Origin of the sequence: Amycolatopsis sp. CFH S0740 (assembly GCF_004522315.1) — a bacterium.
Lineage (GTDB): Bacteria > Actinomycetota > Actinomycetes > Mycobacteriales > Pseudonocardiaceae > Amycolatopsis > Amycolatopsis nivea.
Map to the genome: position 1 here is coordinate 1 of NZ_SDLS01000008.1, position 26,308 is coordinate 26,308.

28 protein-coding genes are annotated in these 26,308 nt (G+C 70.4%); 17 read left to right on the forward strand and 11 right to left on the reverse strand.

The genetic code is table 11. The features are described from left to right. Positions 1–315 precede the first annotated feature (315 nt). From EIZ45_RS15640 to EIZ45_RS15650, 3 genes are read right to left on the reverse strand one after another with little or no spacing between them, the layout of a single operon-like run. Positions 316–684, reverse strand: a complete 369-nt coding sequence (locus EIZ45_RS15640) for a hypothetical protein (RefSeq protein WP_240690652.1) — start codon at positions 682–684, stop codon at positions 316–318. Between the two features lie 52 nt (positions 685–736). Next, positions 737–1,651, reverse strand: coding sequence for a hypothetical protein (locus EIZ45_RS15645; RefSeq protein ID WP_134663414.1), 915 nt, complete (start codon positions 1,649–1,651; stop codon positions 737–739). Between the two features lie 51 nt (positions 1,652–1,702). Then, on the reverse strand, positions 1,703–2,572 hold the full coding sequence (locus EIZ45_RS15650; protein WP_051729629.1) for a DMT family transporter: 870 nt from the start codon (positions 2,570–2,572) through the stop codon (positions 1,703–1,705). A gap of 69 nt (positions 2,573–2,641) precedes the next feature. Between EIZ45_RS15650 and EIZ45_RS15655 the strand changes: the two genes are divergently transcribed. The 3 genes from EIZ45_RS15655 to EIZ45_RS15665 all read left to right on the forward strand — a co-directional run bounded on the left by EIZ45_RS15655 (position 2,642) and on the right by EIZ45_RS15665 (position 5,373). Further along, the gene (locus EIZ45_RS15655; protein WP_134663415.1) at positions 2,642–3,523 is read left to right on the forward strand and encodes a LysR family transcriptional regulator; all 882 of its coding nucleotides are present in this window, start codon (positions 2,642–2,644) and stop codon (positions 3,521–3,523) included. 259 nt (positions 3,524–3,782) lie between these two features. Beyond that, positions 3,783–4,250 carry an HNH endonuclease gene (locus tag EIZ45_RS15660; RefSeq protein ID WP_037818681.1) on the forward strand — a complete coding sequence of 156 codons (468 nt, stop codon included), beginning with the start codon at positions 3,783–3,785 and terminating at the stop codon, positions 4,248–4,250. 22 nt (positions 4,251–4,272) lie between these two features. After that, positions 4,273–5,373 (forward strand): helix-turn-helix domain-containing protein, encoded by a 1,101-nt coding sequence (locus EIZ45_RS15665; protein ID WP_134663416.1) that lies wholly within the window; start codon positions 4,273–4,275, stop codon positions 5,371–5,373. A gap of 49 nt (positions 5,374–5,422) precedes the next feature. On the opposite strand, the gene EIZ45_RS15670 is transcribed toward EIZ45_RS15665, so the two are convergent. From EIZ45_RS15670 to EIZ45_RS15680, 3 genes are all read right to left on the reverse strand, one after another. Then, positions 5,423–6,370, reverse strand: a complete 948-nt coding sequence (locus EIZ45_RS15670) for an alpha/beta hydrolase (protein ID WP_167756461.1) — start codon at positions 6,368–6,370, stop codon at positions 5,423–5,425. A 117-nt stretch (positions 6,371–6,487) separates the two neighbouring features. After that, entirely contained in the window at positions 6,488–6,631 is a 144-nt protein-coding gene (locus tag EIZ45_RS15675) for a hypothetical protein (protein WP_205669949.1), read from the reverse strand. Continuing rightward, positions 6,628–6,906: a hypothetical protein gene (locus tag EIZ45_RS15680; RefSeq protein WP_167756462.1), complete on the reverse strand. Its 279-nt coding sequence runs from the start codon at positions 6,904–6,906 to the stop codon at positions 6,628–6,630. The genes EIZ45_RS15675 and EIZ45_RS15680 overlap by 4 nt, the downstream gene beginning before the upstream one ends. Before the next feature lie 67 nt (positions 6,907–6,973). Between EIZ45_RS15680 and EIZ45_RS15685 the strand changes: the two genes are divergently transcribed. The 4 genes from EIZ45_RS15685 to EIZ45_RS15700 all read left to right on the forward strand — a co-directional run bounded on the left by EIZ45_RS15685 (position 6,974) and on the right by EIZ45_RS15700 (position 11,372). Continuing rightward, positions 6,974–7,609: a TetR/AcrR family transcriptional regulator gene (locus EIZ45_RS15685; protein WP_134663419.1), complete on the forward strand. Its 636-nt coding sequence runs from the start codon at positions 6,974–6,976 to the stop codon at positions 7,607–7,609. Between the two features lie 62 nt (positions 7,610–7,671). Then, positions 7,672–8,112 (forward strand): Fur family transcriptional regulator, encoded by a 441-nt coding sequence (locus EIZ45_RS15690; protein WP_037818672.1) that lies wholly within the window; start codon positions 7,672–7,674, stop codon positions 8,110–8,112. After that, complete coding sequence (locus EIZ45_RS15695) at positions 8,109–9,635, forward strand: catalase (RefSeq protein WP_043833518.1); 1,527 nt, start codon at positions 8,109–8,111, stop codon at positions 9,633–9,635. The genes EIZ45_RS15690 and EIZ45_RS15695 overlap by 4 nt, the downstream gene beginning before the upstream one ends. A gap of 117 nt (positions 9,636–9,752) precedes the next feature. Beyond that, entirely contained in the window at positions 9,753–11,372 is a 1,620-nt protein-coding gene (locus EIZ45_RS15700) for an ABC-F family ATP-binding cassette domain-containing protein (RefSeq protein WP_134663420.1), read from the forward strand. Here the strand turns inward: EIZ45_RS15700 and EIZ45_RS15705 are convergent. Next, positions 11,369–11,866 (reverse strand): putative immunity protein, encoded by a 498-nt coding sequence (locus EIZ45_RS15705; RefSeq protein ID WP_134663421.1) that lies wholly within the window; start codon positions 11,864–11,866, stop codon positions 11,369–11,371. The two genes, EIZ45_RS15700 and EIZ45_RS15705, sit on opposite strands and share 4 nt — an antisense overlap. 94 nt (positions 11,867–11,960) lie before the next feature. Between EIZ45_RS15705 and EIZ45_RS15710 the strand changes: the two genes are divergently transcribed. Further along, on the forward strand, positions 11,961–12,224 hold the full coding sequence (locus EIZ45_RS15710) for a hypothetical protein (protein WP_043833523.1): 264 nt from the start codon (positions 11,961–11,963) through the stop codon (positions 12,222–12,224). A gap of 4 nt (positions 12,225–12,228) precedes the next feature. Here the strand turns inward: EIZ45_RS15710 and EIZ45_RS15715 are convergent, their stop codons facing one another. Beyond that, positions 12,229–13,281, reverse strand: a complete 1,053-nt coding sequence (locus tag EIZ45_RS15715) for a YeiH family protein (RefSeq protein ID WP_134663422.1) — start codon at positions 13,279–13,281, stop codon at positions 12,229–12,231. Between the two features lie 97 nt (positions 13,282–13,378). On the opposite strand from EIZ45_RS15715, the gene EIZ45_RS15720 reads away from it, so the two are divergent. Further along, complete coding sequence (locus tag EIZ45_RS15720) at positions 13,379–14,155, forward strand: GntR family transcriptional regulator (protein WP_051729615.1); 777 nt, start codon at positions 13,379–13,381, stop codon at positions 14,153–14,155. Positions 14,156–14,187: 32 nt separating this feature from the next. Further along, positions 14,188–14,568: a hypothetical protein gene (locus tag EIZ45_RS15725; RefSeq protein ID WP_134663423.1), complete on the forward strand. Its 381-nt coding sequence runs from the start codon at positions 14,188–14,190 to the stop codon at positions 14,566–14,568. A gap of 9 nt (positions 14,569–14,577) precedes the next feature. Here EIZ45_RS15725 and EIZ45_RS15730 read toward each other — a convergent pair whose 3' ends face one another. Continuing rightward, positions 14,578–15,369 (reverse strand): thioesterase family protein, encoded by a 792-nt coding sequence (locus tag EIZ45_RS15730; protein ID WP_043833526.1) that lies wholly within the window; start codon positions 15,367–15,369, stop codon positions 14,578–14,580. 205 nt (positions 15,370–15,574) lie between these two features. Between EIZ45_RS15730 and EIZ45_RS15735 the strand changes: the two genes are divergently transcribed. Genes EIZ45_RS15735 through EIZ45_RS15745 form a run of 3 tightly spaced genes read left to right on the forward strand, consistent with a single transcriptional unit; the run spans position 15,575 to position 17,637 of the window. Beyond that, on the forward strand, positions 15,575–15,973 hold the full coding sequence (locus tag EIZ45_RS15735) for a YciI family protein (RefSeq protein ID WP_134663424.1): 399 nt from the start codon (positions 15,575–15,577) through the stop codon (positions 15,971–15,973). Further along, on the forward strand, positions 15,973–17,214 hold the full coding sequence (locus EIZ45_RS15740; RefSeq protein ID WP_134663425.1) for an RNA polymerase sigma factor: 1,242 nt from the start codon (positions 15,973–15,975) through the stop codon (positions 17,212–17,214). The genes EIZ45_RS15735 and EIZ45_RS15740 overlap by 1 nt, the downstream gene beginning before the upstream one ends. Positions 17,215–17,244: 30 nt before the next feature. Continuing rightward, a complete protein-coding gene (locus EIZ45_RS15745) occupies positions 17,245–17,637 on the forward strand; it encodes an Imm1 family immunity protein (protein WP_043833531.1) in 393 nt (130 codons plus the stop codon). Between the two features lie 21 nt (positions 17,638–17,658). Here the strand turns inward: EIZ45_RS15745 and EIZ45_RS15750 are convergent, their stop codons facing one another. Further along, a complete protein-coding gene (locus EIZ45_RS15750) occupies positions 17,659–18,495 on the reverse strand; it encodes an SDR family oxidoreductase (protein ID WP_134663426.1) in 837 nt (278 codons plus the stop codon). 172 nt (positions 18,496–18,667) lie between these two features. On the opposite strand from EIZ45_RS15750, the gene EIZ45_RS15755 reads away from it, so the two are divergent. The 3 genes from EIZ45_RS15755 to EIZ45_RS15765 all read left to right on the forward strand — a co-directional run bounded on the left by EIZ45_RS15755 (position 18,668) and on the right by EIZ45_RS15765 (position 23,072). Next, a complete protein-coding gene (locus tag EIZ45_RS15755) occupies positions 18,668–19,876 on the forward strand; it encodes a hypothetical protein (RefSeq protein WP_134663427.1) in 1,209 nt (402 codons plus the stop codon). Positions 19,877–20,368: 492 nt separating this feature from the next. Further along, positions 20,369–21,127 (forward strand): trypsin-like serine protease, encoded by a 759-nt coding sequence (locus EIZ45_RS15760; protein WP_134663428.1) that lies wholly within the window; start codon positions 20,369–20,371, stop codon positions 21,125–21,127. Between the two features lie 847 nt (positions 21,128–21,974). Then, entirely contained in the window at positions 21,975–23,072 is a 1,098-nt protein-coding gene (locus EIZ45_RS15765; RefSeq protein ID WP_134663429.1) for an MFS transporter, read from the forward strand. Between the two features lie 48 nt (positions 23,073–23,120). Here EIZ45_RS15765 and eno read toward each other — a convergent pair whose 3' ends face one another. Next, on the reverse strand, positions 23,121–24,395 hold the full coding sequence (eno, locus tag EIZ45_RS15770; protein ID WP_134663430.1) for a phosphopyruvate hydratase: 1,275 nt from the start codon (positions 24,393–24,395) through the stop codon (positions 23,121–23,123). A 295-nt stretch (positions 24,396–24,690) separates the two neighbouring features. On the opposite strand from eno, the gene EIZ45_RS15775 reads away from it, so the two are divergent. Continuing rightward, positions 24,691–26,226, forward strand: coding sequence for a fibronectin type III domain-containing protein (locus EIZ45_RS15775; protein ID WP_134663431.1), 1,536 nt, complete (start codon positions 24,691–24,693; stop codon positions 26,224–26,226). Positions 26,227–26,308 lie beyond the last annotated feature (82 nt).

Here is a 26,308-nt window from a genome sequence, read left to right on the forward strand (position 1 = left end):
AACACCCTGACCAGCACAAACCAGGATGAAAAATCCTCATTGGGGCGCTCGCCACCGCGAACCCGCCGCAACCAACCACCCAAGCCGCGTCCCGCCCGCCCCACCGCAGCCGATGCACCCAACGAGCCAAGGCACCCACACCCCCGCAACCCCGATACACAGCCAAAAACACGGCGCGGGGGTGCTTGTCAAGGCATCTTTCCCGCCTTGACAAGCACCCCCGCGCCGTAGTCACACTCAGGCTGAGGGGTGGTGGGCCAACCTCAAACGCAATGTCGCCGCCAGGCGACGAGCCGACCGAGCTGCCCAGGAAGCTCAAACACAAACCCCACCCAGGACAGCCGCAGCCTCCACAACCATCCCGTCCACCTCCCCCACCAATCGCTCGATCTCCCCCCACCACCGCGAATCCCGCCCCGAATCCGGAATCAGCGAAGTCCCCACCAGCAACAACAACGTGTCCACCTCATAAGCCCGATCCGCCAACCGCAACAACGGCACCGGATCCCCGCCCGCATCCGCGGCAGCAAAACGACAAGCCGCATGCCCCAGCTCCCGGCACACCGTCCGCAACCGCTCGCGCACCGCGTCCGCGCACGGGTCCGCTCGAGGACCGCCGGTCCGGATATTCCACGCCACCGAAAGCAGACAGCGCCCGGCATCGTCCATCGCGGTGTTCGTCACCGGGCGAGTGTGGAAGCACCCTCCCCGCCGCGGGTGACCCGACACGCGCTGCTCACCGCATCGAGTGAAGCAACCGCACCGTCGCGTCGAGCGGCAGGCGATCGTCCGCCGCGCGCGCGAGGAAATCCTTGATCCGCTGGCCGTCCGGGGTCAGCGAATCCACGTCGTTGACTTCCGCGCTCGCCGCTTCCAACGTCCCCAGCCCGGCATTGTGGTGTGCGTCCCGGACCGCGTTCCGCAGCACCGCCAGCTCAGCCGCCGACGGCCCCCGCTTCTCCGCCCGCAACCGCTCGACAATCCGAAGCACCTGCGGCGAATGCGCGGCCAACGACTGCCGCCCAGCAAACGACGCCACCATCCGCGGTGTCGCGCCCGCCGAGGCAGGCGGCGGTGGCACCTCGACCGCCTCGCCGACCACTCGCAGACTCTCCAGCGCCGCAGCACGCCGGCGTTCACTCTCGCGCACGCGCGCGAGCGGATCCTTCCGCCGGGACGCCGCGATCGAGCGAGCGTCCGCCCGGGCCCACTCCCCCACGTCGGTCAGGCGCGAGCGCCGTTGGTACGTGCCCTCGTCGGCAGCCTGCTTGCGCCGGTTCGCGAGCCAGGCCTCGAAGGTCTGCCCGCGCCGGGGCGGCTCGCGCACCTCAGCCAGGTCGGCGGCCGACTCGTCGGCGAACCAGGCCTTCATCCGCGAGCGCAGGAAGTCGCCCGGCTTCTCGCTCGCGCGGCGCGGCCGCTGCCGGGTCCCGTCGGGCAGCGCGCTCATCGCGATCAGCAGCGCGTCCGGGCAGTATCCGTTGGAGTACCAGAACTCCAGCTGCCGCTCGACGTCGTCGCGTTCCTCCCGCGTCAGCCGCTCGGACACCCAGCCCATGCGGCGGACCAGCACGCCCGTCGACTGGGCGCGTTCGCGCGCGTCGGCGGGCACGACCGTGGACGGCCACTCCTGATCCGCGATCCGCACCATGCCGCACCTCCCTTTGCCGACGACGCCTACGTTATCCCCCCGCACCGACAATTACCCGGCCCGCCGCAGCACCGCCACCGTGTTCGCCGCCACGATCACCCCGATCGCCGCCCACGCGACGGCGTCGAGCCGCTGGTCCAGCAGCACCAGCCCGACGAGCGCGGCCATCACCGGGTTGACGCTCATGAACGCCCCGAAGAACTGCGTCGGCACCCGGCGCAACGCCATCAGGTCGACGAGAAACGGCAGCGCCGACGACAGCAGCCCGGCGGTGAGCGCCGCCGCGAGCGCGCCGGGCGTCGGCGGGTGGTGCAGCATCGCGAACACCCCGATCGGCACGTACAGCAGACCGGACACCCCGGCCGCGGCAGCCGAACCCGCCGCCCCGGGCAGGCGTCGGCCGACGGTCCGGTTCAGCAGGATGTAGCAGGCCCAGCACGACGCGGCGACCAGCGCGAGCCCCATCCCGAGGTAGTCGGTGCTCGGCTGCGGCCGCATCAGCGCGCCGACCGCGACCGCGGCGGCCACCGCGCACGCCAGGTCCGTCCGGCGCCGGGAGCCGGCCAGCGCGATCGCCAGCGGGCCGAGGAATTCCAGCGTCACGGCCAGTCCGAGGCCGATCCGGTCGACGGCGGTGTAGAGCGACAGGTTCATCGTCGCGAACACCGCGGCCAAAGCGAGCACCGGCCACCACTGCCGCGCGGTGAAGCTCCGCAGCCGCGGCCGTCCGACCGCGAGCAGCACCACCGCCGCCACCCATTGGCGGACCGCCACCACGCCCGGCGGGCCGAGCACCGGGAACGCGAGCGCCGCGGTCGCCGCGCCGACCTGGTTCGACAGCGCGCTTCCGAGCAGCATCGCGGCGCCGGCCGCCCGGGCGTCGCCGCCGCGCGTGCGCGGAGCCAGTTCCGTAGTCGCCATGCGGTCGAGCATGCGACCGGCCGATCCATGCGCAAAATGCATTGACCGCATCAGCGATACGCTGGACGCATGGATCTGGAGCTGCGCCAGCTGCGCTGCCTCGTGACGATCGTGGACGCGGGCACGTTCACCGACGCCGCGCTGGAACTCGGCGTCTCGCAGGCGGCGGTATCCCGGAATCTGGCGTCGCTGGAACGGGTTCTCGGCGTGCAGCTGCTGCATCGCACCAGCCGGAGCCTCGAGCCGACGACCGCGGGCGTCCAGGTGCTCGCCCGCGCCCGGCATCTGCTCGCCGAGGCCGACGACCTCGTCCGCGAGGCGACCACCGGGCACACGCGGCTGCGCATGGGCCACGCGTGGTCGGCGATGGGCAGGCACACCGCGGAATTCCAGCGCCGCTGGGCTGCCCGGTATCCCGATGTCGAACTGCTGCTCGTGCGCGCCAACACGGCGACCGCCGGGCTGGCGGAAGGACTCGTCGATCTCGCCGTGGTGCGCCACCAGGTGCCGTCGGGCAAGTACGCGCACGCGACGGTAGGCCACGAGGACCGCTACTGCGCCATGGCCGTCGACGATCCGCTCGCCGGGCGCCGCACCGTCACGCTCGCCGATCTCGCGTCGCGGCTGCTGGTGATCGATCCGCGCACCGGAACCACTTCCGCCGAGCTGTGGCCGCCGGAATCGCGCCCGCGGATCGAGTACACGCACGACGTCGACGACTGGCTCGCCGCCATCGCCACCGGCCGCTGCGTCGGCGTCACCCCGCATTCCACGGTGACGCAGTATCGCCGCGACGGCATCGTGTACCGCCGGGTCCGCGACGCCCCGCCGGTGCCGGTCCAGCTCGCGTGGCGCGCCCACGATCCGCATCCGGCCACGCACGCCGCGGTCGCGTTGCTCGGCGAGCTGTACCGGAAGCCGCCAAAAACCTCTATCGCGCGCCCGCGATAGTCCACTGTGGATCTTGAACCCGGGGCGATCATTTTCCGTTGACGCGGCGGCGCGGGGCGGCAATGATGAAGTCGTCCAGCCACGAAAGGAACCCACGGAATGCCGCGTCGCACCGAACGCATGCACCTGTCGGGCATTCCCGGCTCCGCGCCATGACGTGGCCTGCCACGCCGTGAGCGAGGAGCCGCCCGCCGGAACGCCGGCCGGGCGGCTTTTGCGTTCGCGGCCCGTTCAGCCCCGAAAGGAGGTGCCCGTCGCCATGGGAGTCCTGGTTCTCAATGCCGGCTACGAGCCCCTGCACACCGTCTCGCTCCCCCATGCCATCCGGATGCTGGTCCGCCAGGTCGCGGTCGTCCACGAAAGCGACGGGCCGGACCTCGGCGTCTTCCCGCGGCCGAAGGTGGTGCGGCTGCTGCGCTACGTCGTGATGAAATGGCGCTATTCCGGGCCGCCGCGCTGGTCGCGTACCGGCGTGCTGCGGCGAGACCGGCACACGTGCGCCTACTGCGGGCGCCGGGCCACCACGGTCGACCACATCACGCCGGTGTCGCGCGGCGGTCCGCGCACGAGCTGGCTCAACACCGTCGCGGCGTGCGGCGGGTCGGCGCGCAGCTGCAACGCGCGCAAGGCCGACCGCACGCCCGCCGAAGCCGGGCTGACGCTGCGTTTCCCGCCGCGCGTCCCGCGGTGGGAGGAGCTGCATCCGCTGGCCGGACTGTCCACATGAGACTCGCGCTAGGCTGTAACTCGTGAAGGGCTTGCTGCTGCGGCTGTCCGCGGTCGATTCCGGCGCGGAAACGGCGGTGCGCGTCATCGCGTATTTCGACGAGCTGATCGCCCGGCGCGCGACGCTGCCGGATTTGCTGCGCGCCACGGCTTTTCTCGCGGAATGCGCAGCCGGGATTCGCCGTGCGGACGGAACCGTGCTCCGGTACCGGCCGACCGGCGAACCCGGCGGCGACGGCCCGGTTCCGCCCGGCGCGGTCGTCGCGGATCTCGACGGCGCCGGGCGGGTCTGGCTGGAACGCGCGGGAGAACCGGGACCGCTCGACGATCTGGTGCTCGAACGGCTCGCGATCTCGGCTAAAATGCTCAACCCGGTCGAACCGCCGCCTGCCGCACCACATCTCGCCGACCCGGCGCTGGTCGAGCTGGTGCTGGGCGAGCAGGCGGCGGACGAGGACCGAGCGCGGGCGCTGACCCTGCTCGGCCTGGACACCGCGCGTCCGCTGCGAGTGGTGGCGGTCGCTTCGGGCGCGGGTCGCGATGCCGGCGCGGACGCGGTCGCGCTCGTCGCCCGCGGCAAACCGCTCGGCGCGCGGGTGGCCGTGGTCGGCGGGGTGGCCGCGGTGCTGGTGCAACCGCGCGAGGGCCCGGATTCGGTTGTCCCGACGCTGAACGAGACGTTGGCGTTGCGGGCCAAGGACCGCACGCTGCCCCGGGTGGGAGTCGGCGACGCGGTGGACGGCCTCGAAGCCCGGCGCTCGTGGCTGCAAGCCCGTCTGGCACAACGGTTCGCGGCGACGGGGCGGCCGTTGATCGTGCACGAAGACCTCGGCGCGGTGACACTGCTGGCGGAAATCCCAGTCGAGCACCTGCGCGCGCAGCCGGACGTGCTGGCGTTGAACGCGCTCGCCGAGAGCGGCGATCTGGAAACGCTGGAAGCCTTCTGCCGCACCGGTTCTCTCCGCCAGGCGGCGATCGCGCTGCACCGGCACCACAGTTCGGTGGCGGCGCGGCTTGCGCACGTGGAGGACGCACTGGGATGGTCGCTGGACGACCCGGCGGGACGATTCCGGGCGCGGCTAGCGTTGGCGGCGCGGAGATTGGCGAAAAGCGAGATCTCGTGAGTGTCCATGCCGGTTCTCACCGGAACAGACACTCACGAGAACCCCGGCCTCAGCCCTCCTCGACCCCCAGCACCCGAGCCAGCACCGCCCGTCGCTCCGCGGTCTCCCGGCGGCTCACCGTCGCGTGCTGGATCACCCCGGAACCGTGGAATGTCCCTGGGAACAAGTGCAGTTCCGTAGGCACCCCAGCCGCCAGAAGGCTTTGCGCGTAAGCGATTCCCTCGTCGCGCAGCGGGTCGAACTCCATCACCGACACATAAGCAGGCGGCAACCCCGAAAGATCCGTCGCCCGGGCAGGCGCCGCATAAATCGGGACGTCCGAACCGCCGCGCTTGACCGCTTCGCCGAGGTAGTAGTCCCAGCTCGTCTCGGCGGCTCCGCGGTGCCAGATCGGCGTGTCCGCGAACCGGCGCATGCTGCCGGTCTCGAGGCGGTCGTCCAGTTCGGGCACGGCGAGGAACTGGAACGCGATCGCCGGGCCGCCGCGGTCGCGGGCCAGCAGGGCGAGCGCCGCGGCCAGTCCGCCGCCCGCGCTCACGCCGTACAGCACCACCTTTTCCGGGTCGACGCCCAGTTCGTCCGCGTGCTTGACCGACCATTCGAGCGCCGCGTAGCAGTCCTCCAGCCCGGCCGGGTACGGGTTCTCCGGCGCGAGCCGGTACTCGACCGACACGATCACGACGCCGAGGTCCCTGGCCAGTTCGAGGTTGGCCGCGTGGTCCACCTCCAGGTCGCCCAGCGCGAAACCGCCGCCGTGGATGTCGAACACCAGCGCCTTCGTCGCGACGCGATCGGGCGTGTACACGCGGATCGGGATGTCGCCTTCGGGACCGGGCACGGACTCGTCGCGCGTGCTTACTCCGGTTTCGTCGAAGTCTCCTTGCATCGTGGCGATCAGCTCGGCCATGCCCGCCCGCGCGGCAGCGATGTCGTGAAGGTCGACCTCGGGCAGCATCGGGACCGCGGCGGCGATTTCGGGATCGAACGGATAACTCATCGACGGCCTCCGTCTTCCAGGGGAAGACTCCATCGTGCCGAAATCCCGGACCCGGCGGGCACCGCCACGCGTCGCGTACCGCGCGCATTCCTCCCGCCGACTGGCGCGCGCCCCGCCTCAGCGCCCCACTTTCTTCCAGATCACCACGATCCCGACGACCGCCACCAGCACCGCCCCCAGCACGATCAGCCCCTTCACGAACAGATCGTGCACGAGGTGCTGCAGCATCTCGTCCCCGTCGGCGAGCAGGACCGCGTTCACCGGCCGGACCGCTTCCGGCCCGGGTCCTCGTCCAGCCACCGCGCGGCCTGGCGCACGACCTCGCCGCCGACCCGCCCGCGCATTCCCCGCGCCCCGCGCCGGTCCATCGCCCTGGCCGCGGATTTCGCCAGCACCGCCGCGCCTTCGCGCACGCGCTCCCCCTTGCCGCGCCGCCGCAGCGAAACGATCAGTGCGAACGCGCCCAGCCCGACGACCACGACGATCCCGGCGATGATGCCGAACCGGATCAGCAGGATGTTCAGCACCGTCTCCACAGCGCACCCCTTTCTGTCACACCTGTGATACAAACCGTTTCTATCACGGCTGTGATATAAAAGTCCAGTGCCTAGAGTGGTGGACGGGGAAGAGCGGCGCGCGCACATCGCCGACGCGGTGCTGCGGCTGGCCGCGAAGGACGGGCTGCACGCGGTCTCGCTGCGCGCGGTGGCGGCGGAATCGGGCCTGAACATCGGTTCGGTGCGGCATTACTTCGACAGCCAGCACGCGCTGATGCGGTTCGCGATGCGCACCACGATCGACCGGACGACCGCGCGGCTCGTCGAACACCGCGAGAAGATCGGTTCGCTGTCGGAGCTGCCGCCGGACGAGGCCGTCGACCAGCTCGCCGAGTTCCTGTCCGAACTGCTGCCGCTGGACGAACGACGGCGCACCGAGGTGACCGTGCTGGTCGAATTCCTGATGGCCGCGCGCGCCGATCCGGGGCTGGACGACCTGGCCCGGGAAGCGGTCCAGGGCACCGTGACGCTGGCCCGCCGCATCCTCGACGCCCAGGCCCGCAGCGGCCGCTTCGAGCCGAAGGACCCGGAAGTCGAGGCACCCCGGCTGGCCGCACTGCTGGACGGGCTCGCGTTCCGGGCCGTGCTGCAGCCGGGACTCACCTCGCCGGAGGAGTGCGTCGCGGTCCTTCGCGCGCATCTCGCCGAACTCGTCCGACCGGTGGGTGACACCCAGGTGTGAGCGGCGCGGAGACCGGGTAACCGGCGGAACTGGAGCGGTTCCAGATCCCGGGGAGGACTCCGATGCCGGACTCGGCGGCGACGCTGCGAGCGGCGGGCCTGCGCGTCACCAAACCGCGGCAAGCCGTGCTCGGCTGGCTCGGCGAGCATCCGCACGCGACGGTCGAGGCGATCGCCGCGGGCGTGCGCGAAAGCCTGGGCAGCGTGTCGATCCAGGCGGTCTACGACGTGCTCGCCGCGTGCGGCGACGCGGGTCTCGTCCGCCGGATCGAGCTGTCCGGGCATCCGGCGCGGTTCGAACGGCGGACCGGCGACAACCACCACCACGTGGTGTGCCGCCGCTGCGGCCGGGCCGAGGACGTCGACTGCGTCCGCGGCGAGGCCCCCTGCCTCACGCCGCACGACCGGCGCGGGTTCGCCGTCGACGAGGCCGAGATCGTCTTCTGGGGTCTGTGCCCGGACTGCTCCGGCGTTTCCGACCACCACGAGGAGCTCGCGAGATGACCGAAGAACCGAAACCCCCGGCGACCACCACGGACTCCGGGATCCCGGCCGAGAGCGACGAGCATTCGCTCACCGTCGGCCCGGGCGGCCCGATCCTGCTGCAGGACCACTACCTGATCGAGCAGATGGCGCAGTTCAACCGGGAACGGGTGCCGGAGCGGCAGCCGCACGCGAAGGGCAGCGGCGCGTTCGGGCACTTCGAGGTGACGAACGACGTCAGCCGCTTCACCAAGGCGGCGGTGTTCCAGCCGGGCACGAAAACCGAGATGGCCGCCCGGTTCTCCACGGTGGCCGGCGAACGCGGCAGCCCGGACACCTGGCGCGACCCGCGCGGGTTCGCGCTGAAGTTCTACACCTCCGAGGGCAACTACGACCTCGTCGGCAACAACACCCCGGTGTTCTTCATCAAGGACCCGCTGAAGTTCCAGCACTTCATCCGGTCGCAGAAACGCCGCGCGGACAGCAACCTGCGCGACCACGACATGCAGTGGGACTTCTGGACGCTGTCCCCCGAATCGGCGCACCAGGTCACCTGGCTGATGGGCGACCGGGGGATCCCGCGCACGTGGCGGCACATGAACGGCTACAGCTCGCACACCTACATGTGGGTCAACGCCGCGGGCGAGAAGTTCTGGGTCAAGTACCACTTCAAGACCGACCAGGGCGTCGAGCACTTCACCCAGCACGAGGCCGACCAGATGGCGTCCGCGGACACCGACTACCACACCCGCGACCTGTTCGAGGCGATCGCGCGCGGCGACTACCCGAGCTGGACCCTGCACGTCCAGGTCATGCCGTTCGAGGACGCGAAGACCTACCGGTTCAACCCGTTCGACCTGACGAAGGTGTGGCCGCACGGCGACTACCCGCTGATCGAGGTCGGGAGGATGACGCTGAACCGCAACCCGACCGACCACCACGCCGAGATCGAGCAGGCCGCGTTCGAGCCGAACAACATGGTGCCCGGCATCGGCCCGAGCCCGGACCGGATGCTGCTGGGCAGGCTGTTCGCCTACGCCGACGCACACCGGTACCGGATCGGCGCGAACTACAAGCAGCTTCCGGTGAACGCCCCGCACGCGCCGGTGCACAGCTACAGCAAGGACGGCGCGATGCGCTACGCGAAGGTCTCCGACCCGGTGTACGCGCCGAACTCCAAGGGCGGCCCGCGCGCGGACACCGAACGCTACGGCACGCCCGCCGGCTGGCACGCCGACGGCGAGATGGTCCGCTCGGCCTACGTCGACCACGCCGAGGACGACGACTGGACCCAGCCGGGCACGCTCGTGCGCGAGGTGCTGAACGACGCCGAGCGCGAGCGGCTGGTCGACAACATCGTCGGGCACCTGCTCAACGGGGTGACCGAACCGGTGCTGAAGCGGGCCTTCGAGTACTGGCACAACGTGGACAAGGACCTCGGCGACCGCGTCGAGTCCGGCGTGCGCGCGAAGCAGGACGAGAAGGACCCGAAGGCGGCCGAGCAGGCGAACCCGGCCCGCGAGAGCATGCAGCGCAAGGCATAAGCACGACCCTCGTGAGCGGCAATCGCGGTTAGAACCGCGATTGCCGCTCACGAGTCCTCTGTGGACAGGCGAAAAACCGTGCGGCGATTCGCGGCCGCCTCGGTAGAGTGCGCGGACATGGGGCATGTGGAAGCCGCGCATCTGCGCTACGTGCTGCCCGACGGGCGTCCGCTGCTCGGCGACGTCTCGTTCCGGGTCGGCGAGGGCGCGGTCGTCGCGCTGGTCGGCCCCAACGGCGCGGGCAAGACCACGTTGCTGCGCATGCTGTCCGGAGAGCTGAAGCCGGACGAGGGCTCGGTCACGGTGTCCGGCGGGCTGGGCGTGATGGCGCAGTTCGTCGGGTCGGTGCGCGACGAACGCACGGTGCGCGATCTGCTGGTTTCGGTTGCCCCGCAACGGGTTCGCGACGCCGCACTGGCGGTCGACGCGGCTGAGGAGCGGCTGCTGGAGGTCGACGACGAGGCCGCGCAAATGCGGTACGCGCAGGCGCTCAGCGACTGGGCAGAGGCCCGCGGGTACGAGTTCGAGACCACGTGGGACATGTGCACGACCGAGGCGCTCGGCGTGCCGTTCGATCGCGCGCGCTGGCGGCTCGTGCGCACGCTCAGCGGCGGCGAGCAGAAACGCCTCGTGCTGGAGGCGCTGCTGCGCGGGCCGGACGAGGTGCTGCTGCTGGACGAGCCGGACAACTATCTGGACGTCCCCGGCAAACGCTGGCTCGAAGCCCGGCTGAAGGAAACCCGCAAAACCGTCCTGTTCGTCTCGCACGACCGCGAGCTGCTCGCGCGAGCGGCGGACAAGATCGTGAGCGTCGAGCCGGGCGGCGACGGCGCGGACGCCTGGGTGCACGGCGGCAGTTTCGCGACTTATCACGAGGCGCGCCAGGTTCGCTTCGCCCGCTACGACGAACTGCGCCGTCGCTGGGACGAGAAGCACGCTCAGCTCAAACGGCTGGTCCGAGACATGCAGCAGTACGCCGCGCGCAGCGACGAAATGGCGTCGCGGTACAAGGCGGCGCAGACCCGGCTGCGGAAGTTCGAGGAGGCCGGTCCCCCGCCGGAACCGCCGCGGCCGCAGGACATCCGGATGCGGCTGCGCGGCGGCCGCACCGGCGTGCGCGCGGTGACCTGCGAGAACCTCGAACTCACCGGGCTGATGAAGCCGTTCTCGCTGGAGATCTTCTTCGGCGAGCGCGTCGCGGTGCTCGGTTCGAACGGCTCCGGGAAGTCGCATTTCCTGCGGCTGCTCGCGGGCGGCGACGTCGCGCACACCGGCGGATGGAAGACCGGAGCCCGCGTCGTGCCCGGCCATTTCGCGCAAACGCACGCGCGTCCGGAACTCACCGGCCGCACGCTGGTCGACGTGCTGTGGACGGAACATGCGGCCGACCGCGGCGCGGCGATGGCGGCGCTGCGCCGGTACGAACTGCACCGCCAGGGCGAGCAGGCGTTCGACCGGTTGTCCGGCGGCCAGCAGGCGCGGTTCCAGATCCTGTTGCTGGAACTGGCCGGAACCACCGCGCTGCTGCTGGACGAGCCGACCGACAACCTCGACCTGGAATCGGCCGAGGCACTGCAGGACGGGCTGGAGTCGTACGAGGGCACGGTGCTCGCGGTCACCCACGACCGCTGGTTCGCGCGCTCGTTCGACCGCTACCTGGTCTTCGGCTCGGACGGCGTGGTGCGCGAGACTCCGGAACCGGTCTGGGACGAGCGGCGGGTGGAGCGGGTTCGCTAACCCTTGCGCAGCAAGGCATCCAGCTCGCGCACCAACTCCCCCGCCCGGCCCCGGCCGCCCGGAGCCGCCGGATACCGCGACAGCACCCGCACCACCACGGGATCAGCCGCCGGATGCTGCGCCGTCAACCCGGCCAATTCGCAGGCATACGCCGCATGACCGGCCGAGCCGAGGATGTGCCACACCTGGGTCGCCTTCGCGAGCGGATGCAGATACGCCGCACCGGCAGCCGCGACCGCCGCCCGAGCAGCCTCGCTCGCCGCGGCCTGACCGGCGTCGCGGGCTTCCTGATACGCCCGCTGCGCCGCCCACGCACCGTCGCGAATCGCCTTGCTGCGCTGAGCTCCCTGAGCAAACGCCCGGGCCGCCTCGATCGCCTCGTGCGGACGCCGATCGCCTGGACGGGCTTGTTCGAAGATCGGCAGCGCGGGTTCCGCACAAGCCACCGCGTAGGCCGTCACGGCGCGAAGCTCGGAGAGGTCGAGTTCGATCATGTGCCTGAACTGTATCGTTGAACCGCCGGTTGGCAGTTCGACGCGACTTCCGGCAGGAAGGTCCAGCAGAACCCTCAACCGGGGAAGGACGGCAGTGGACGAGCGGAAGGCGTGGTCCGAAGCCGACAAGGCGGCCTACCGCGAATTCGTGCGCACCCACCACCCGGACGTCGGCGGCGACCCGGACGAGTTCGCCGCGGGGCTCCGCAAGTTCCGGCGCGATGGATTCGCCGCGGGGACCGAACCGGTCCCGCGCGGCGAATCCATTGTGTTCGTGCGCCGGAGCCGAGGTCTGCCCCGGCTCCTCGACGCGTTGACCGAGCGCAGGCGGCGGAAGCGGAATCCGCGCGTGCGCTAGCGCGTCACATCCCGCCGGTCAGCGCCTGCAACCCGAGGCTCGAGGCGGCGACCGCGATCCACAGGATGGCTCCCATCAGCAGCGGCTTGTGTCCCGCCTTGCGCAGGTCGGACGGCTTGAGCGCGAGGCCGATCCCGGCGAGCGCCATGGTGATCAGGAAGGTGCCGAGCGTCGACAGCGGCGCGTGCCACGATTCCGGGATCCAGCCCGCGCTTTCCACCGTCGCGGCGGCCAGGAAGCCGATCAGGAACGGCGGCACCAGCCGGTGCCAGGGCATGGCGCGCAAGGAAACCCGGCCGCCGGACTGCTTGCGCGCGGCGAGCACGGCGAGGAACAGCACGATCGGAATCAGCGTGAGCGTGCGGGTGAGCTTCACGACGAGGCCGTACGAACCGGCGTCGCCGCCATACGCGTAGGAGGCCGCGACCACGGAAGACGTGTCGTTCACCGCGGTTCCGGCCCACAGGCCGAACGCGTGCGGCGACATCCCGAGCGCGTGCCCGAGCGGCGGGAACAGCAGGACCGCGGCGACGTTGAAGGTGAAGATCGTGCCGAGCGCGTAAGCGATGTTGGCTTCCTTCGGCTTCAGCACCGCACTGGTCGCCGCGATCGCCGACGCACCGCAGATGCCGGTGCCGACGCCGATCAGCGTCTGCGTGTCCCCGCGGACGCCGAGCAGCCTGCCGAGGACCCACGCGCCGCCGAGCGCGACCGCCAGGGTGCCGAGCATCACCGGCAGCGACTGCCCGCCGACGTGCAAGACCTGCTGGATCGAGAGCCCCGTGCCCAGCACGACGATCGACAGCTGGAGCACCGGCCGCGACGCGATCGCGTAGCCCGGGCTGAACCGCCAGCCGCGCAGCCCCGGGACGACCGCGCCGGCGACCGCGCCGAGCAGGATCGCGAGCACCGGCCCGCCGACCACCGGAACGAGCTTGCCGCCCGCCGTCGCCGCCGCCGCGACCAGCAGCGCGACCGCGAGCCCCGGCACCGGGCGGGCGAGCTTGGCCCGCCACTGCACCGTCGCGCGCGTCGCTCCGAGCGTCGCGCCGGTCACCGGTTCACTCCTGTGCGCACTGCTGGCCTCCTCCGTAATGTACGTACATTTAATCTAAGAGCTGTCCGTACATTTGGCAAGCGGTAGTGTTCCCGGCATGGGCGAGGCAGAGCTGGTCCGCACCGGCGGACAGCCGCTGTGGCGGCAGTTGCAGCAGCGACTGCTGGTGCGCATCCGCGCCGGGGAGTTCGACAGCGCGTTCCCCGGGGAGCTCGCGCTCGCCGACGAATACAGCGTCAGCAGGCAGACCGTCCGGCAGGCGCTGCGGGAACTGCGCGCGGACGGCACGCTCATCGCCGAACGCGGACGCCAGCCCCGCGTCGCCGCGGCCGCGGAGATCCAGCAGCCGCTCGGCGCGCTCTACAGCCTCTTCGCCGCGGTCGAGGAGGCCGGGCTCGACCAGCACAGCGTCGTGCGCCGGCTCGACATCCGCGCGGACGCGGTGGTCGCCGAACGGCTGTCGCTGGAGGGCTCCACTCCCCTGCTGTACCTCGAACGGGTGCGGCTGGCCGGAAACGACCCGCTGGCCGTCGACCGGGTGTGGCTGCCCGCCGACCTCGCCCGGCCGCTGCTGGAAGCGGATTTCCAGCACACCAGCCTGTACGGCGAACTCCACCGCCGCACCGGCGTCCGACTCGACCACGGCGAGGAGCAGATCCGCGCCGTCGTGCCGACCCGGGCCGAACGCACCCTGCTCGGCTGCGGCGAAACCGTCGGCGCGTTCTCCATCGGACGCCTCGGCACCAGCGCGGGCAAACGGATCGAATGGCGGCACACGCTGGTCCGCGGCGACCGGTTCGCGCTCACCGCGGAGTTCTCCGGGCGCACCGGGTACCGGTTGGTCACCACGGGGGCACTTGCCGGAACCCGCTGACCCGGCGGGCACCGGGTCGCTACGCTCCGCGCATGTCGATCTTCGCGCGGATTCTGCAGGTCTTCTTCATGGTCGCCGGGCTGGCGAGCATCGGTGTCGGGCTGATCATGGTGCTGATCACCCAACCGCATTGGACGTGCGAGGTGTCCCGCAACGAGCCGAATTACACGTCGTGCCGCTCGACCGACCTCGAGTCGTTCACGAGCTATCACCTGTTCTGGTTCGTGCTCGGCCTCGCGCTCGAGATCATGGCCGTCGCGGTCGTCGCGGGCGCGCGTCGCAGGACCGTCGAAAACCTGCTGATGTCGATGAACTCGCCAGCGGCCGCGCCGACGTTCTCCAGCTCGCTGCCGCCCGCCCCCGGTCCGTACCCCGGCTACCCGCAGCAGCAGCCGCCGTACCCGGGGCAGTAGCTCAGGAACTCAGCCGATCCGGATCCCGGCCAGTTGCGTGCCCTGCGCGACCAGCGTCCCGGCGCTGTCCCAGACGTGGCAGGACTCGTCGACCCGCCCGTCGCCGATCAGGTGGGCGCGGTGCAGCACGCGCACCGGGCCGGGCGCCGGATGGGCCCGCACGTAGGCGGTCAGTTCGAGCGTCGGCACCCAGCCGGACGGCGCGACGTCGAGGGTCGCCGGAGGCAGGGCGTCGACCGCGAACAGCAGGCTGACCGGGTCGAACGGCTCGTCGCCGGGCAGCGCCAGCAGGGCGCGCAGTTCGCCGCGGCCGCTGGGCCCGTCGGCGAGCGGGCGGTCGAAATACACGTCGATTTCGTCGCGGATGGCGATCGGGATACCGGACGACAGCACGTCCGGGCCCCACGGCTCTTCCGGGAACGGCCCGAACTCCGGCTGCGGCACGCCGTCCTGCCAGAACGGCTCGGCCGCGCCGAGGACGCCGAGCGTCAGCAGGGCCTCGACCTGCGGCACGCCGTCCTTGAGCAGCCGTCCGCGCAACTGGGTCGCGGTCCGGCCGGTGCGCAGCACCTCGACCTCGATCTCCGCCGGCCCCGGTTCGGGCGAGCGCAGGTAGTGCGCGCTGGCGGCGAGCACGTCCGGATGCCCGGAAACGACGGTCGCCGCGCGCGCGATGGTCGCCAGCAGGTATCCGCCGTTCGGGCGGCCGCCGATGGTCCACGCCGGGCTGAGGTCGACGCTGAACTCGGTGTCCGAACGCTGCTTGACCGCCGACACCGCGGCGAAGGTCGTCGTGCTCACGGGTCCCTCCAGGTGAGTTGCTTCCCGCAACCTACCTGCTAGGCCGTTCGGACGTCCCGGGCACTGAGACTCACGCCACCCGTTCCGCCCCCGGTCGCCGAATTTCCCGGCAAGATGACGCGATACGTGTCGAGGACGGCGCGCGGGTTCCGTTCCCTTGATGAGCCCGCCCGGAAGCGGCGAGCCGGAACCTGGAGGAAACGTTATGCCGAAGTACATGCTGCTGCAGACCTACGCCCAGGGCGAGGACTGCGACATGCCGCTGCCGGAATGGGCCCCGGAGGACATCCGCGCGCACATCCAGTTCCAGCACGTGCTGAACGCCGAGCTGACCGAGGCCGGGGAGCTCGTCGAGGCGGAGGGGCTGGCCGGGCCGGAAGCGGCGAAGACCGTGGTCGCGGACGGCAAGGGCGGCGCGGTCGTCACCGACGGCCCGTTCGCGGAGGGCAAGGAACTGCTGGCCGGATACCGGGTGGTGGACGTCGAGTCGGAGGCGCGGGCGCTGGAGATCGCGACCCGGGTTTCGGCCGCACCCGGCCCCGAAGGCGCCCCGCTGCGGGTGCCGATCGAGGTGCGCCAGGTCATGAGCGCACCGGAGGTGTGATGCCGCGGGCCGAGGTCGAGGACCTGGTGCGCACGCTCGCGCCCCAGGTACTCGCCGTCCTCGCGCGCCGGTCCGGCGATTTCGGCGCGGCCGAGGACGCGACTCAGGAAGCTCTCCTCTCCGCGGTGCAGCACTGGCCTGGCGAGGGGATTCCGGAGAATCCGCGCGGCTGGCTGCTGCAGGCCGCCAGCCGCCGGATCATCGACATCTTCCGCAGCGACCAGGCCCGGCGGCGGCGCGAGGACACTGTCGCCGCCGAGCCGCCGGGCGCCGAAGTGCCGGATCGGGACGACACGCTGACGCTGTTGTTCTTGTGCGCGCACCCGTCGCTGACGTCGGCGTCGGCGATCGCGCTGACGTTGCGAGCGGTCGGCGGCCTGACGACCGCGGAGATCGCCAGCGCGTTCCTCGTGCCGGAAACCACGATGGCGCAACGGATCAGCCGGGCGAAGGCGAAGATCAAGAAGTCCGGGCTGCCGTTCCGGATGCCCGCCGCGGACGAGCGGCAGGCGCGGCTGCGGTCCGTGCTGCACGTGCTGTACCTCGTGTTCAACGAGGGCTACACGAGCAGCGGCGGCCGCCGTCTGCACCGCACCGAACTGTCCGCCGAGGCGATCCGGCTGGCGCGGCTGCTGCACGCCGCGCTGCCGGACGACGGCGAAGCGGCCGGTTTGCTCGCCCTGATGCTGCTCACCGACGCCCGCCGGCCGGCCCGCACCGGACCGGACGGCGACCTCATCCCGCTCGCCGACCAGGACCGGTCGCGGTGGGACCGTTCGCTGATCCGGGAAGGCGTCGCGCTGATCACCGCCGCGCTGACCCGCGACGGCATCGGCGAATACCGCCTCCAGGCCGCGATCGCCGCGACGCACGACATCGCGTTGCGGGCCGAAGACACCGATTGGCCGCGCGTGCTCACGCTGTACACGCGACTCGAGGCCCTGACCGGCAATCCGGTCGTAACGCTCAACCGCGCGATCGCGACTGCGATGGTGCAGGGACCGGACGCCGGGCTGACCATGCTCGCCGGACTCGACGACCGGCTCCCTGACCACCACCGCCTCGCCGCCGCCCGCGCCCACCTGCTGGAGCTGGCCGGCGAACGGGAGGAAGCCGTCCGGCACTACACCGCGGCTGCCGCCCGTACCGGAAACACCGCTGAACAGCGCTATCTGACGCTGCGCGCGGCTCGCCTGCGCGCCGGCCATTCCACAAGTCGCTCGCCGATCGGCACCGAGTAGTATCAGGACACTTCACGAGCGGAGCGCACCATGGCGAGCATCGAAGACGCCCGTCGCCGGACCGGGTACGACGTCACCGAGACGACTGTCGACGACGTGCTGTCCGCCCTGCGCTCCGCCGAACCGCCCGTGCCGGACGCCGGGGTCGTCTGGTGGCTGTACGCGGGCCGGAAGCCGCGGACGCCGTATCTGGTCGCCGGTGTGCGCGGTGCGCGAGGAAGCCTGGCGTGGCACGAAAACGGCGAGACTTTCCTGCCCGCGGACGGCGTCGGCGAGACGACTGTCGACTACTACAGCCTGCAGGGAGCGCACTTCCCGCAGCCGCCCGGGAGCGAGGTTTCCGTCGAGGAAGTGCTGCGCGCCGTGCGGGAACTGTGCGAATCCCGGACGCGACCTGCCTGCGTTTCCTGGAAGCGCGCGTAGCTTCTGTCCACAGTGGACTCCTTATCGCCCCGGCGCGAAGTCGTCCTTGTGCGCCCGCACCCACTCGCGGAATGACGTCGCCCGTCCCGCGAACCGCTCCACCGTGTTGTTCACCGGCGCAAGGCGGCCCACCGCTGCCTCCTCCACGTCCATCAGATGCTCCAGGACCGCCGCGGGCATCCATTCCGGACGGCGCGCCAGCGCCTCGCTCCGCGTTTCGGTCACCACTTCGATCGAGCGACCCAGTTCCTCCGCCAGGGTCTGCACGATCGCACGCTGCGTCATCGATTCCGGCCCAGTTACCGAGAGCATCCGCCCCGGGTAGCTACGCTCCGTGAGCAGTTTCGCGGCTACCGCAGCCACATCCGTCTCGGCCGTCGGCGTGAACTGCGACTCCGGGGAGAAGAGCCGCACCGGTCCCCCGGCCCGGATCGCCGCACCCCAGTCGCGCCGGGTGTTGCCCATCAGCCAGCCCGGGTACAGCACCGTGAACGGCAATCCGGACTCCGCCACCGCCGTCTCCGCGGGCAAATGCCCCCGCCGGATCGGGTTGCCCGCCGCGCCCTCGTAGACATCCGGCGACGACAGCAGCACGACGTACGAGACTCCGGATTTTCGCGCCGCCGCAAGGAAATCCGCCACACCGTTCGGTCGCGTCGGATACAGGAAGATCGCGTCCACGCCGCGCAGCGCGTCCTCGAACCCGCCCTCCGCCGCGAGATCCACCGACACCGCGTCCGGCAGATCCAGCGCAGCCGCGTCGCGCGCCGAGCCGCGCACCTCGTGCCCGCCCTCGCGAAGCGCCCGGACGACCTCACTCCCGACATTCCCGCGCGCCCCCGTCACCAGGATGGTCATCCCGTACTTCCTTTGCTCTTAAATTAACTTTGTTTGCAAAGTTATATCCGTGACTCAGCGCTGTCAACCTCCGACGTCCGGTACACGACCGGGCGAGATCGTTGTATGGATCGTGTACGGATCCCGCCGACACTCCGGCAGTTCGATTCGGACGAGTGAAGGGAGATCCGTCGTGGTCGGGAATGTGACGGTCCGGCGCACGGTCGCCGCACTGCTCGCCGCGGGGGCGGTCACCGCAGTCGCGACGCCGGCGAGCGCCGCCGAAGCCGCCGCGTGGCGAGCCGATCTGTCCTCAGTGGGCAGTGACGACGTCAACGTCGCGGCGGCCGACGGCACGCTCACGCTGCGAGACGCCGCGTGGAGACCTGCCGACCGGGCCGCGGGCAGCGAGGGCTACCTGCTCTCCGCCGAACGGCGCCTGCCCGCGCCGGTGAACCGGGTAGCCGCAGAGATCTCCGCCGACGCCCCGCAGGGCACCACGGTCGACGTCGACGTCCGCGGCCGCTCCGGCGCCGACGACTGGACCGAATGGACCCCCGCCGGCACCGCACTCCCGCGGGCGGTGAGCGTTGTGCAGACCAGGATCACGCTGTCCAGCACCACCGCCGCCCGCCCGACCGTGCGCGAGGTCGACCTGACCGGTTCGCTGTCCCCGCAAGCGAACGCCATCGCCGCGGCCACCCCGCTGACCTACACCATCTATGCCACCCGCGAAGGCCTCACCGGCCACACCACCGCGAACGGCCACGTCATCGCGAGCAACGACCACTTCGTCGCGCTGCCGTCCGGAAAAGCCTTGTCGCCCAAGGGAACCGGCAACTACACCGTGCGAGTGTGCAAGACGGACAACAGCCGCTGCGAATACGCGCCGGTCTGGGACGTCGGCCCGTGGAACACCAAGGACGACTACTGGAACCCGCCCTCGGTGCGCGCGGAGTACAAAGACCTGCCGCAAGGCCAGCCCGAGGCCTACGCCGCCTACCACAACGGCTACAACGGCGGCCGCGACGATCTCGGGTACAAAGTGGGCAACCCCGCGGGCATCGACCTGGCCGACGGCACCTTCAGCTCGGGAGTCGGCCTGGGCGACAACGGAAACGTGAAGGTCACCTACCTCTGGACGGGCTCGGCCGCGGCGACCGGTTTGGTGCAGACGGCAGGCGACCCGGTGAACGTCCGGTCGGGCGCGCACACGACCTCGTCGGTGAAGGGCCTGGCGGCGAACTACGCCAAGGTGAACATCGAATGCTACGTCAACGGGGATTCGGTGACCGGGAAATTCGGGACGAGCAAGATCTGGGACCGGATCGGGCCTGGGCACTACATCTCGGACACTTACGTGAAAACCGGCTCGGACGGACCGGTGGCTCCGCTCTGCTGAGTCCTGGGGGTGCCGGTGCGGGGTCTGGGGCTGACTCCGCACCGGTGGCTCCCGTTCGCACTTCCGTTCTGCCGAATTGATCGCGGGTTGCCGGGGACTTCAGACCGGGTCCGCGCCGACGGCTCCGACCAGGCTTCCCCTCAGGCCCTCGATCGAGCACTCCGCTCCTGGGCAGTTCCTCGCCAACGACCCCGGCGTCGCCAGGTTTCGCTCCGAGAACCCCGCCTGCTCCCCTCTCTCCCGGCGGACCGCGTCTCCGAATTCCGTTTCCCCGAGCCGTTCTTCACCCTGTTCCCGTCTCTCCGCAAGCCTTCTCTCCACGCGCCGTCCGCGATCCCTTGGCCCGAGCCGTGTTCGGGAAGCAATCCCCCTCAGCCGCCGCGGGAGTCCGGATCCGGGCTCCCGCGGTTTCCACCCGGTTCAGCGACGGTTTTCCCCTCAACCGCCGGTTAAAGTGGTCTTCGTGCGCTGCCGCAGCCGAGGGGGTCCGCCATGCCACGCCGATTCGCATTCATCATCGCCGTCGTCCTGTCCGTAATCAGCCTGAGCACATCCGCCGCCGGGGCCGCCCCGACCGTTATCGGAGGAGAAAAAGCTTCCCTGGCACAGCATCCGTACGCAGTGTACTTAGTGGACAGTCACGGAACCCAGTTCTGCGGCGGCGTCATCGTCAGCCGCACCGCGGTCGCGACCGCCGCGCACTGCGCCGCCACCGTCCCGCCCGGCGAACTCCGCGTAGTCGCCGGACGGGAAGACAAACGCAGCCAAGACGGGGTCGTCCGCGCCGTGTCCGCTGCCTGGAAGCACCCGGATTTCCGTACCCCGCAACAAGGTTCGGACATCGCCGTCCTGACCGTCCGCGGCTCGCTCCCCTACCGCCCCGCCGACCTGGCCCGCGATCCGAGCCGCTACCCCGCCGGAACCAACGCCACCGTCCTGGGCTGGGGCCGAACCGCCGACGGCGGCGACCGGTCGGACTACCTGCGCCAAGCCACCGTCCCCGTGGCCGACGACTCCTTCTGCCACACCGCGTACCCGGAATACTCCGCGACAAGCATGCTGTGCGCCGGCTACCCGAACGGCGGCATCGACGCCTGCAAAGGAGATTCCGGAGGCCCACTGGTAGTCGGCGACACGGTAGTAGGCATCGTCTCCTACGGCGACGGCTGCGGAAAGCCCGGCAAACCCGGGATGTACACGAGGGTGACGTCCTTCGCCGACGACATCGCCGCCCACGCCGGACTCAACTGAACCCGCGCACCCAACCGACACCCCGTTGCCCGGACCAATGCTCCTCACCTGCCACGGCGAATTGCCGGTGCGCGGAAACCTCTCATGCGACACCGCGACAAGTTCGTCATGTGCCTACCGCGTACCGACGCAGGTTCTCCACCGTCTGTCACGCGTCGAACGCAAGGCTCCGACGATCTCCCCAACCCGTGACGCACACCGACGACCGGACGGGTCGCTCCACACGGAAGGAACAGCAGAACCCACGCGACTCCCTGAGCGAGGCAAGGTAAAGTCCGAAGCATGACGTCGCCGGAGGCCAGCAGACGGTAGCCGCCCAGCAGCAAGCTGGGCGGCGGAGTGACGGGTGCCGGACTTGCTGCCGGACTGAGCTGACCAGCGAAAGCTTCACCACATACGCCGAGCTGTTGAGTTGTGCCCTGAGCAAGTTCTAGTGAGTGTTGACGCCGGTTCTAACCGGCATCAACCCTGGCCGCGCCGTGGTGAAGTCTGAGGCCACAGGCAAAACTCGCCGTTCGATACGTGCTTTGGCGAAGCTTGGACACAGCAGAGCCGCTGGCTAAGCACGCTCGGCATCGCAGCACCGCTGACCGGACTCGGCACCGCGGGCAAAGCACTCTCGCACGCGGAGCACCGCTGGCAGAACGTGCTTGACACCGCAGCACTCGGGCGAAGCCTGCTCGCAAGCCGCCACGCCGCGGCAAGGTTTCGCCCCGCGCAGCTGCCGCCAAGCACCCAGGCCACCGCGCGTGCTGCTGCCCGCGAGCCCAAGGCACCCACTCCGCAAACGAACCGTCCTCAACCCTCTGGCGTCCTCGACGCCAAAAGCCATTCGGAGTCGATTCCCTTGCCTCCCATCATTTTCCTCCTAGCCAGCGCAGTCTTCGCCCAAGGCACCTCGGAGTTCGTCCTCTCCGGGCTCCTCCCCCAGATCGCCGCAGCCACCGGCGTCTCGCTCGGCACCGCCGGGTTGCTCACGTCTCTCTTCGCGGCCGGAATGGTCGTCGGCGCGCCGGTTCTCGCGATGCTCGGCAGCAAACTCCCCCGCAAGATCGCGCTCATCAGCTTCCTCGGGCTCTTCGCAGCAGTTCACGTAGTCGGTGCGCTCACCACTGACTTTCCCCTTCTCCTCGCCACCCGCGCCCTCGCGGCATTCGCCAATGCTGGGTTTCTCGCAATAGCGCTCGCGTCGCTGCCGTCGCTCGTCGCGGAGGACTCCGTCGGGCGGGCGACTTCCGTGTTGCTGTCCGGTGTCACGCTCGCGTGCATCGTCGGCGTTCCGGCCGGGACGGTGCTCGGGCAGTACGCCGGGTGGCAGGCCGCGTTCTGGGCGATCGCGGCGATCACGGCGGCAGCCGCTGTAGCGCTAACAGCAGCGAAGTTCGACAACCCTCCAGCGACAAGCCCGGTGTATCGCGAGTGGCGGGTTCTGGCGCAGCCGCGCGTCGTGGTCACCGTCGGCAAGGGCGTTCTCGTCAACGGCGGTACCTTCGCGGCCTTCACCTACCTCGGCACGATGACCGCCCCCTCCGAATGGGTTCCGGTCGTGCTGGCGGTGTTCGGGGTGGGGTCGTTCGTCGGTGTCACGATCGCGGGCAAGGCGGGGCCGCGGATCCTCAAAGCGGGCACGGTTGTGCTGACCGCCGGATGGGTGGCGGCGTTCTTCGCGGCGCAGAGTCTTCCGGGGCTCATCGCCGCCGCGTTGCTCACCGGGGCGATGGCGTTCGGCGTCGGGTCTGCGTTGATTGCTGCGATTGTCACGTCTGCCAGCAATGACGCGCCGCGGGTGGCCGGGGCGATCGCGACTACTGCGTTCAATCTCGGCGCGGTGGTCGGGCCTGCGGTGGCGGGGGCAGTCGTCGTCGATGCGGCGCATGCGCGTGCGGCGTTCTGGGTCAGTGCGGCCTTCACTGCCGCGGCGATGTTCCTGAGGGTGAAGAAGTAAAGCAAGGCGGCCCGGGCGAAGGGCCCGGGCCGCCTCAAAAGAACCAGCTCAGCGCAGGGTGTCCCAGCCCGCGTAGCGAGCCTCGGTGCCCAGCTCCTCTTCGATGCGGATCAGCTGGTTGTACTTCGCCGTGCGGTCCGACCGCGACAGCGAACCCGTCTTGATCTGGCCGCAGCCGGTCGCTACCGCGAGGTCGGCGATCGTGGTGTCCTCGGTCTCGCCCGAACGGTGCGACATGACCGCCGAGTAGCCCGCCTTGTGCGCGGTGTCGACCGCGGACAGCGTCTCGGTCAGGGTGCCGATCTGGTTGACCTTGATGAGGATCGAGTTGGCGATGCCGCGCTTGATGCCGTCGCGCAGGATTTCGACGTTCGTGCAGAACAGGTCGTCGCCGACGAGCTGCACGCGGTCGCCGATGCCGTCGGTCAGCTGCTTCCAGCCGGCGTAGTCGTCCTGGGCGAGACCGTCCTCGATCGACACGATCGGGAAACGCTCGGTCAGCTCGGTCAGATACGCGACGTGCTCCTCGACGCTGCGCTTGCGGCCCTCGCCGGTGTAGTCGTAGACGCCGTCGCGGTAGAACTCCGACGCCGCCGGGTCCAGCAGCAGCGCGATGTCCTTGCCCGGCTCGTACCCGGTCTGCTCGATCGCGCGGACCACGAACTCGAGCGCCTCGTCGGCCGACCCCAGCTGCGGCGCGAACCCGCCCTCGTCGCCGACATTCGTGTTGTGTCCCGCGTCGTGCAGCGATTTCCGCAGCGTGTGGAACACTTCCGAGCCCATCCGCACAGCATCGGCGAACGACGAGGCGCCGACCGGGCCGATCATGAACTCCTGGAAGTCGATCGGGTTGTCCGCGTGCGCGCCGCCGTTGATGATGTTCATCATCGGCATCGGCAGCAGATGCGCGTACACCCCGCCGACGTAGCGGTACAGCGGCAGCGTGTTCGCCGCGGCGGCCGCCTTCGCCACCGCCAGCGAAACCCCGAGCGTCGCGTTCGCGCCTAGGCGGGCCTTGTTCTCGGTGCCGTCGAGGGCGATCAGCGCGCGGTCGACGTCGGCCTGCGCCTCGGCCTCCATGCCGACCACGGCGTCGGCGATCTCGCCGTTCACCGCGTCGACCGCCTTGCGCACGCCCTTGCCGTGGAACCGCTTCGCGTCGCCGTCCCGCAGCTCAACGGCCTCGCGCGTGCCGGTGGAGGCCCCGGACGGCACCGCCGCCCGGCCCGCCGACCCGTCCGCCAGCACCACGTCGACCTCGACCGTCGGGTTGCCCCGGCTGTCGAGCACCTCACGGCCCCGGACCCGGACGATGCCTGTCATAACGCTCCTCGGAGGTTCGAGCCGAAGCACTCAGCGCACGCTCCGTGAAGCGCCCCGGCAGCAACGCGGCACCACGGCGAGCCGCACGTCACCCCGGAGGCTAGCAGAAGAATTCTGAATCGATCAGGCTGAGCCGGGAGAATCCACTTCGGACAGTCCGGAACCCGTTTCCCGGCAAAGGGAACGAACCGGAACCGGCGGAAAAGACGCTTCACGCCCCGGACAGCTCGCGTTCATCGGCGGGCCGCGCGGCCAGCATAGCTTCGCTTCCGCCGGAGAGCCGGAGGAGGCCGCCATGTCCAGCACCGTCAGCCGTCGAGGAGCACTGGGTCTCATGGGCGCGAGCGCTGCCGTACCACTGCTCGGCACTGGTACGGCAGCCGCCGCTCCGCTCATGCCGACGCCGGGCGGTGGCGCCACCCCGGTGCAGGGTTTGCATCTCACGTTCGGCCGCGATCCCGCGCGGCAGATGGTGGTTTCGTGGCTCACCGACGGTCCGGTCGGCCGTCCCCGCGTCCGCTACGGCACGCTCGACGACGGCTTCGGCTCATACGCGCCCGCAGTCACCCGCACCTACCTCGACGGCGCGTCCAACCGCACCGTCTGGGTGCACCACGCCGAGCTCAACCGCCTCTGCCCGAACACCGAGTACCTCTACGTCGCCCAGCACGACGGCGCGACGCCCGACGCGGGCACGTTCCGCACCGCGCCCAGCGGCCGGTCCGCGTTCACCTTCACCAGCTTCGGCGACCAGTCCGCGCCGCAGGTCACCTGGGATCTCAAGGGCGCGCCCGCGCTCGACTTCTTCTCCACCCCGGCGACGAAGGACATCGTCACCGGCATCGAGACCGTCGCGCCGCTGTTCCACCTGCTCAACGGCGACCTCTGCTACGCCAACCTCGACGTCGACGGCGTGCGCACCTGGAACAACTTCTTCACCAACAACACCCGCTCGGCGCGGTACCGGCCGTGGATGCCCGCGGCGGGCAACCACGAGATCGAGAAGCAGAACGGCGCGATCGGCATGGACGCCTACCAGGCGTACTTCCAGCTCCCCTCCACCGAAACCGACCCCGAACTGGCCGGGCTCTGGTACGGCTTCACCGTCGGCTCGGTGCGGGTGATCGTGCTGCAGAACGACGACAACTGCCTGCAAGACGGCGGGGACGTCTACGTCAGCGGCTACTCCGGCGGGCGGCAGCTCGCGTGGCTGGAGAAGGAACTCGCCGCGGCACGGGCGTCGCGCGACGTGGACTGGATCGTCGTCGCGATGCACCAGGTCATGATCAGCACGTCCGACGCGAACGGCGCCGACCTCGGCCTGCGCGAGAAGTACGGCCCGCTGTTCGACCGCTACGGCGTCGACCTGGTGCTCTGCGGGCACGAGCACGACTACGAACGCTCCCTCGCCGTGCACGGCGTCGTCGCGGGAAGCGAGACGCTCACGCCGAACCCGGTGTCCGACGCGACCGACGACATCGACGCGACGCACGGCACCGTGCACATGGTTCTCGGCGGAGGCGGCGTCTCCGGCACCACCAACGGCAGCTTCTTCAAGGACGGCACCGGAAAGGTGCTGACCGCCGTCGCGGACAAGCGGGATCCCGCCACTGGCAAGCGGAAACCGACCTACGTGCGCGAAAAAGCGGTGTGGAGCGCGGTGCGCGACCTCGACCACCCCTACGGTTTCGCCGCGTTCACCGTGGACCCCGGGCGCCGACCCGGCGGCACGACGACCATGCACGTGACCTACTACAACGTCACCAAGCCGACCGGCGAGCTGTCGGTGTTCGAGCGGTTCTCGTTGCACCGCAAGCGCGCCGACGGCTGACGTCAACCCCTTCTCCCGCCCGGCCCGGGCCACCCCTCAAGCCGGACAAGAGGATCCTTAGCCGCACTACGCTTGTCACGGA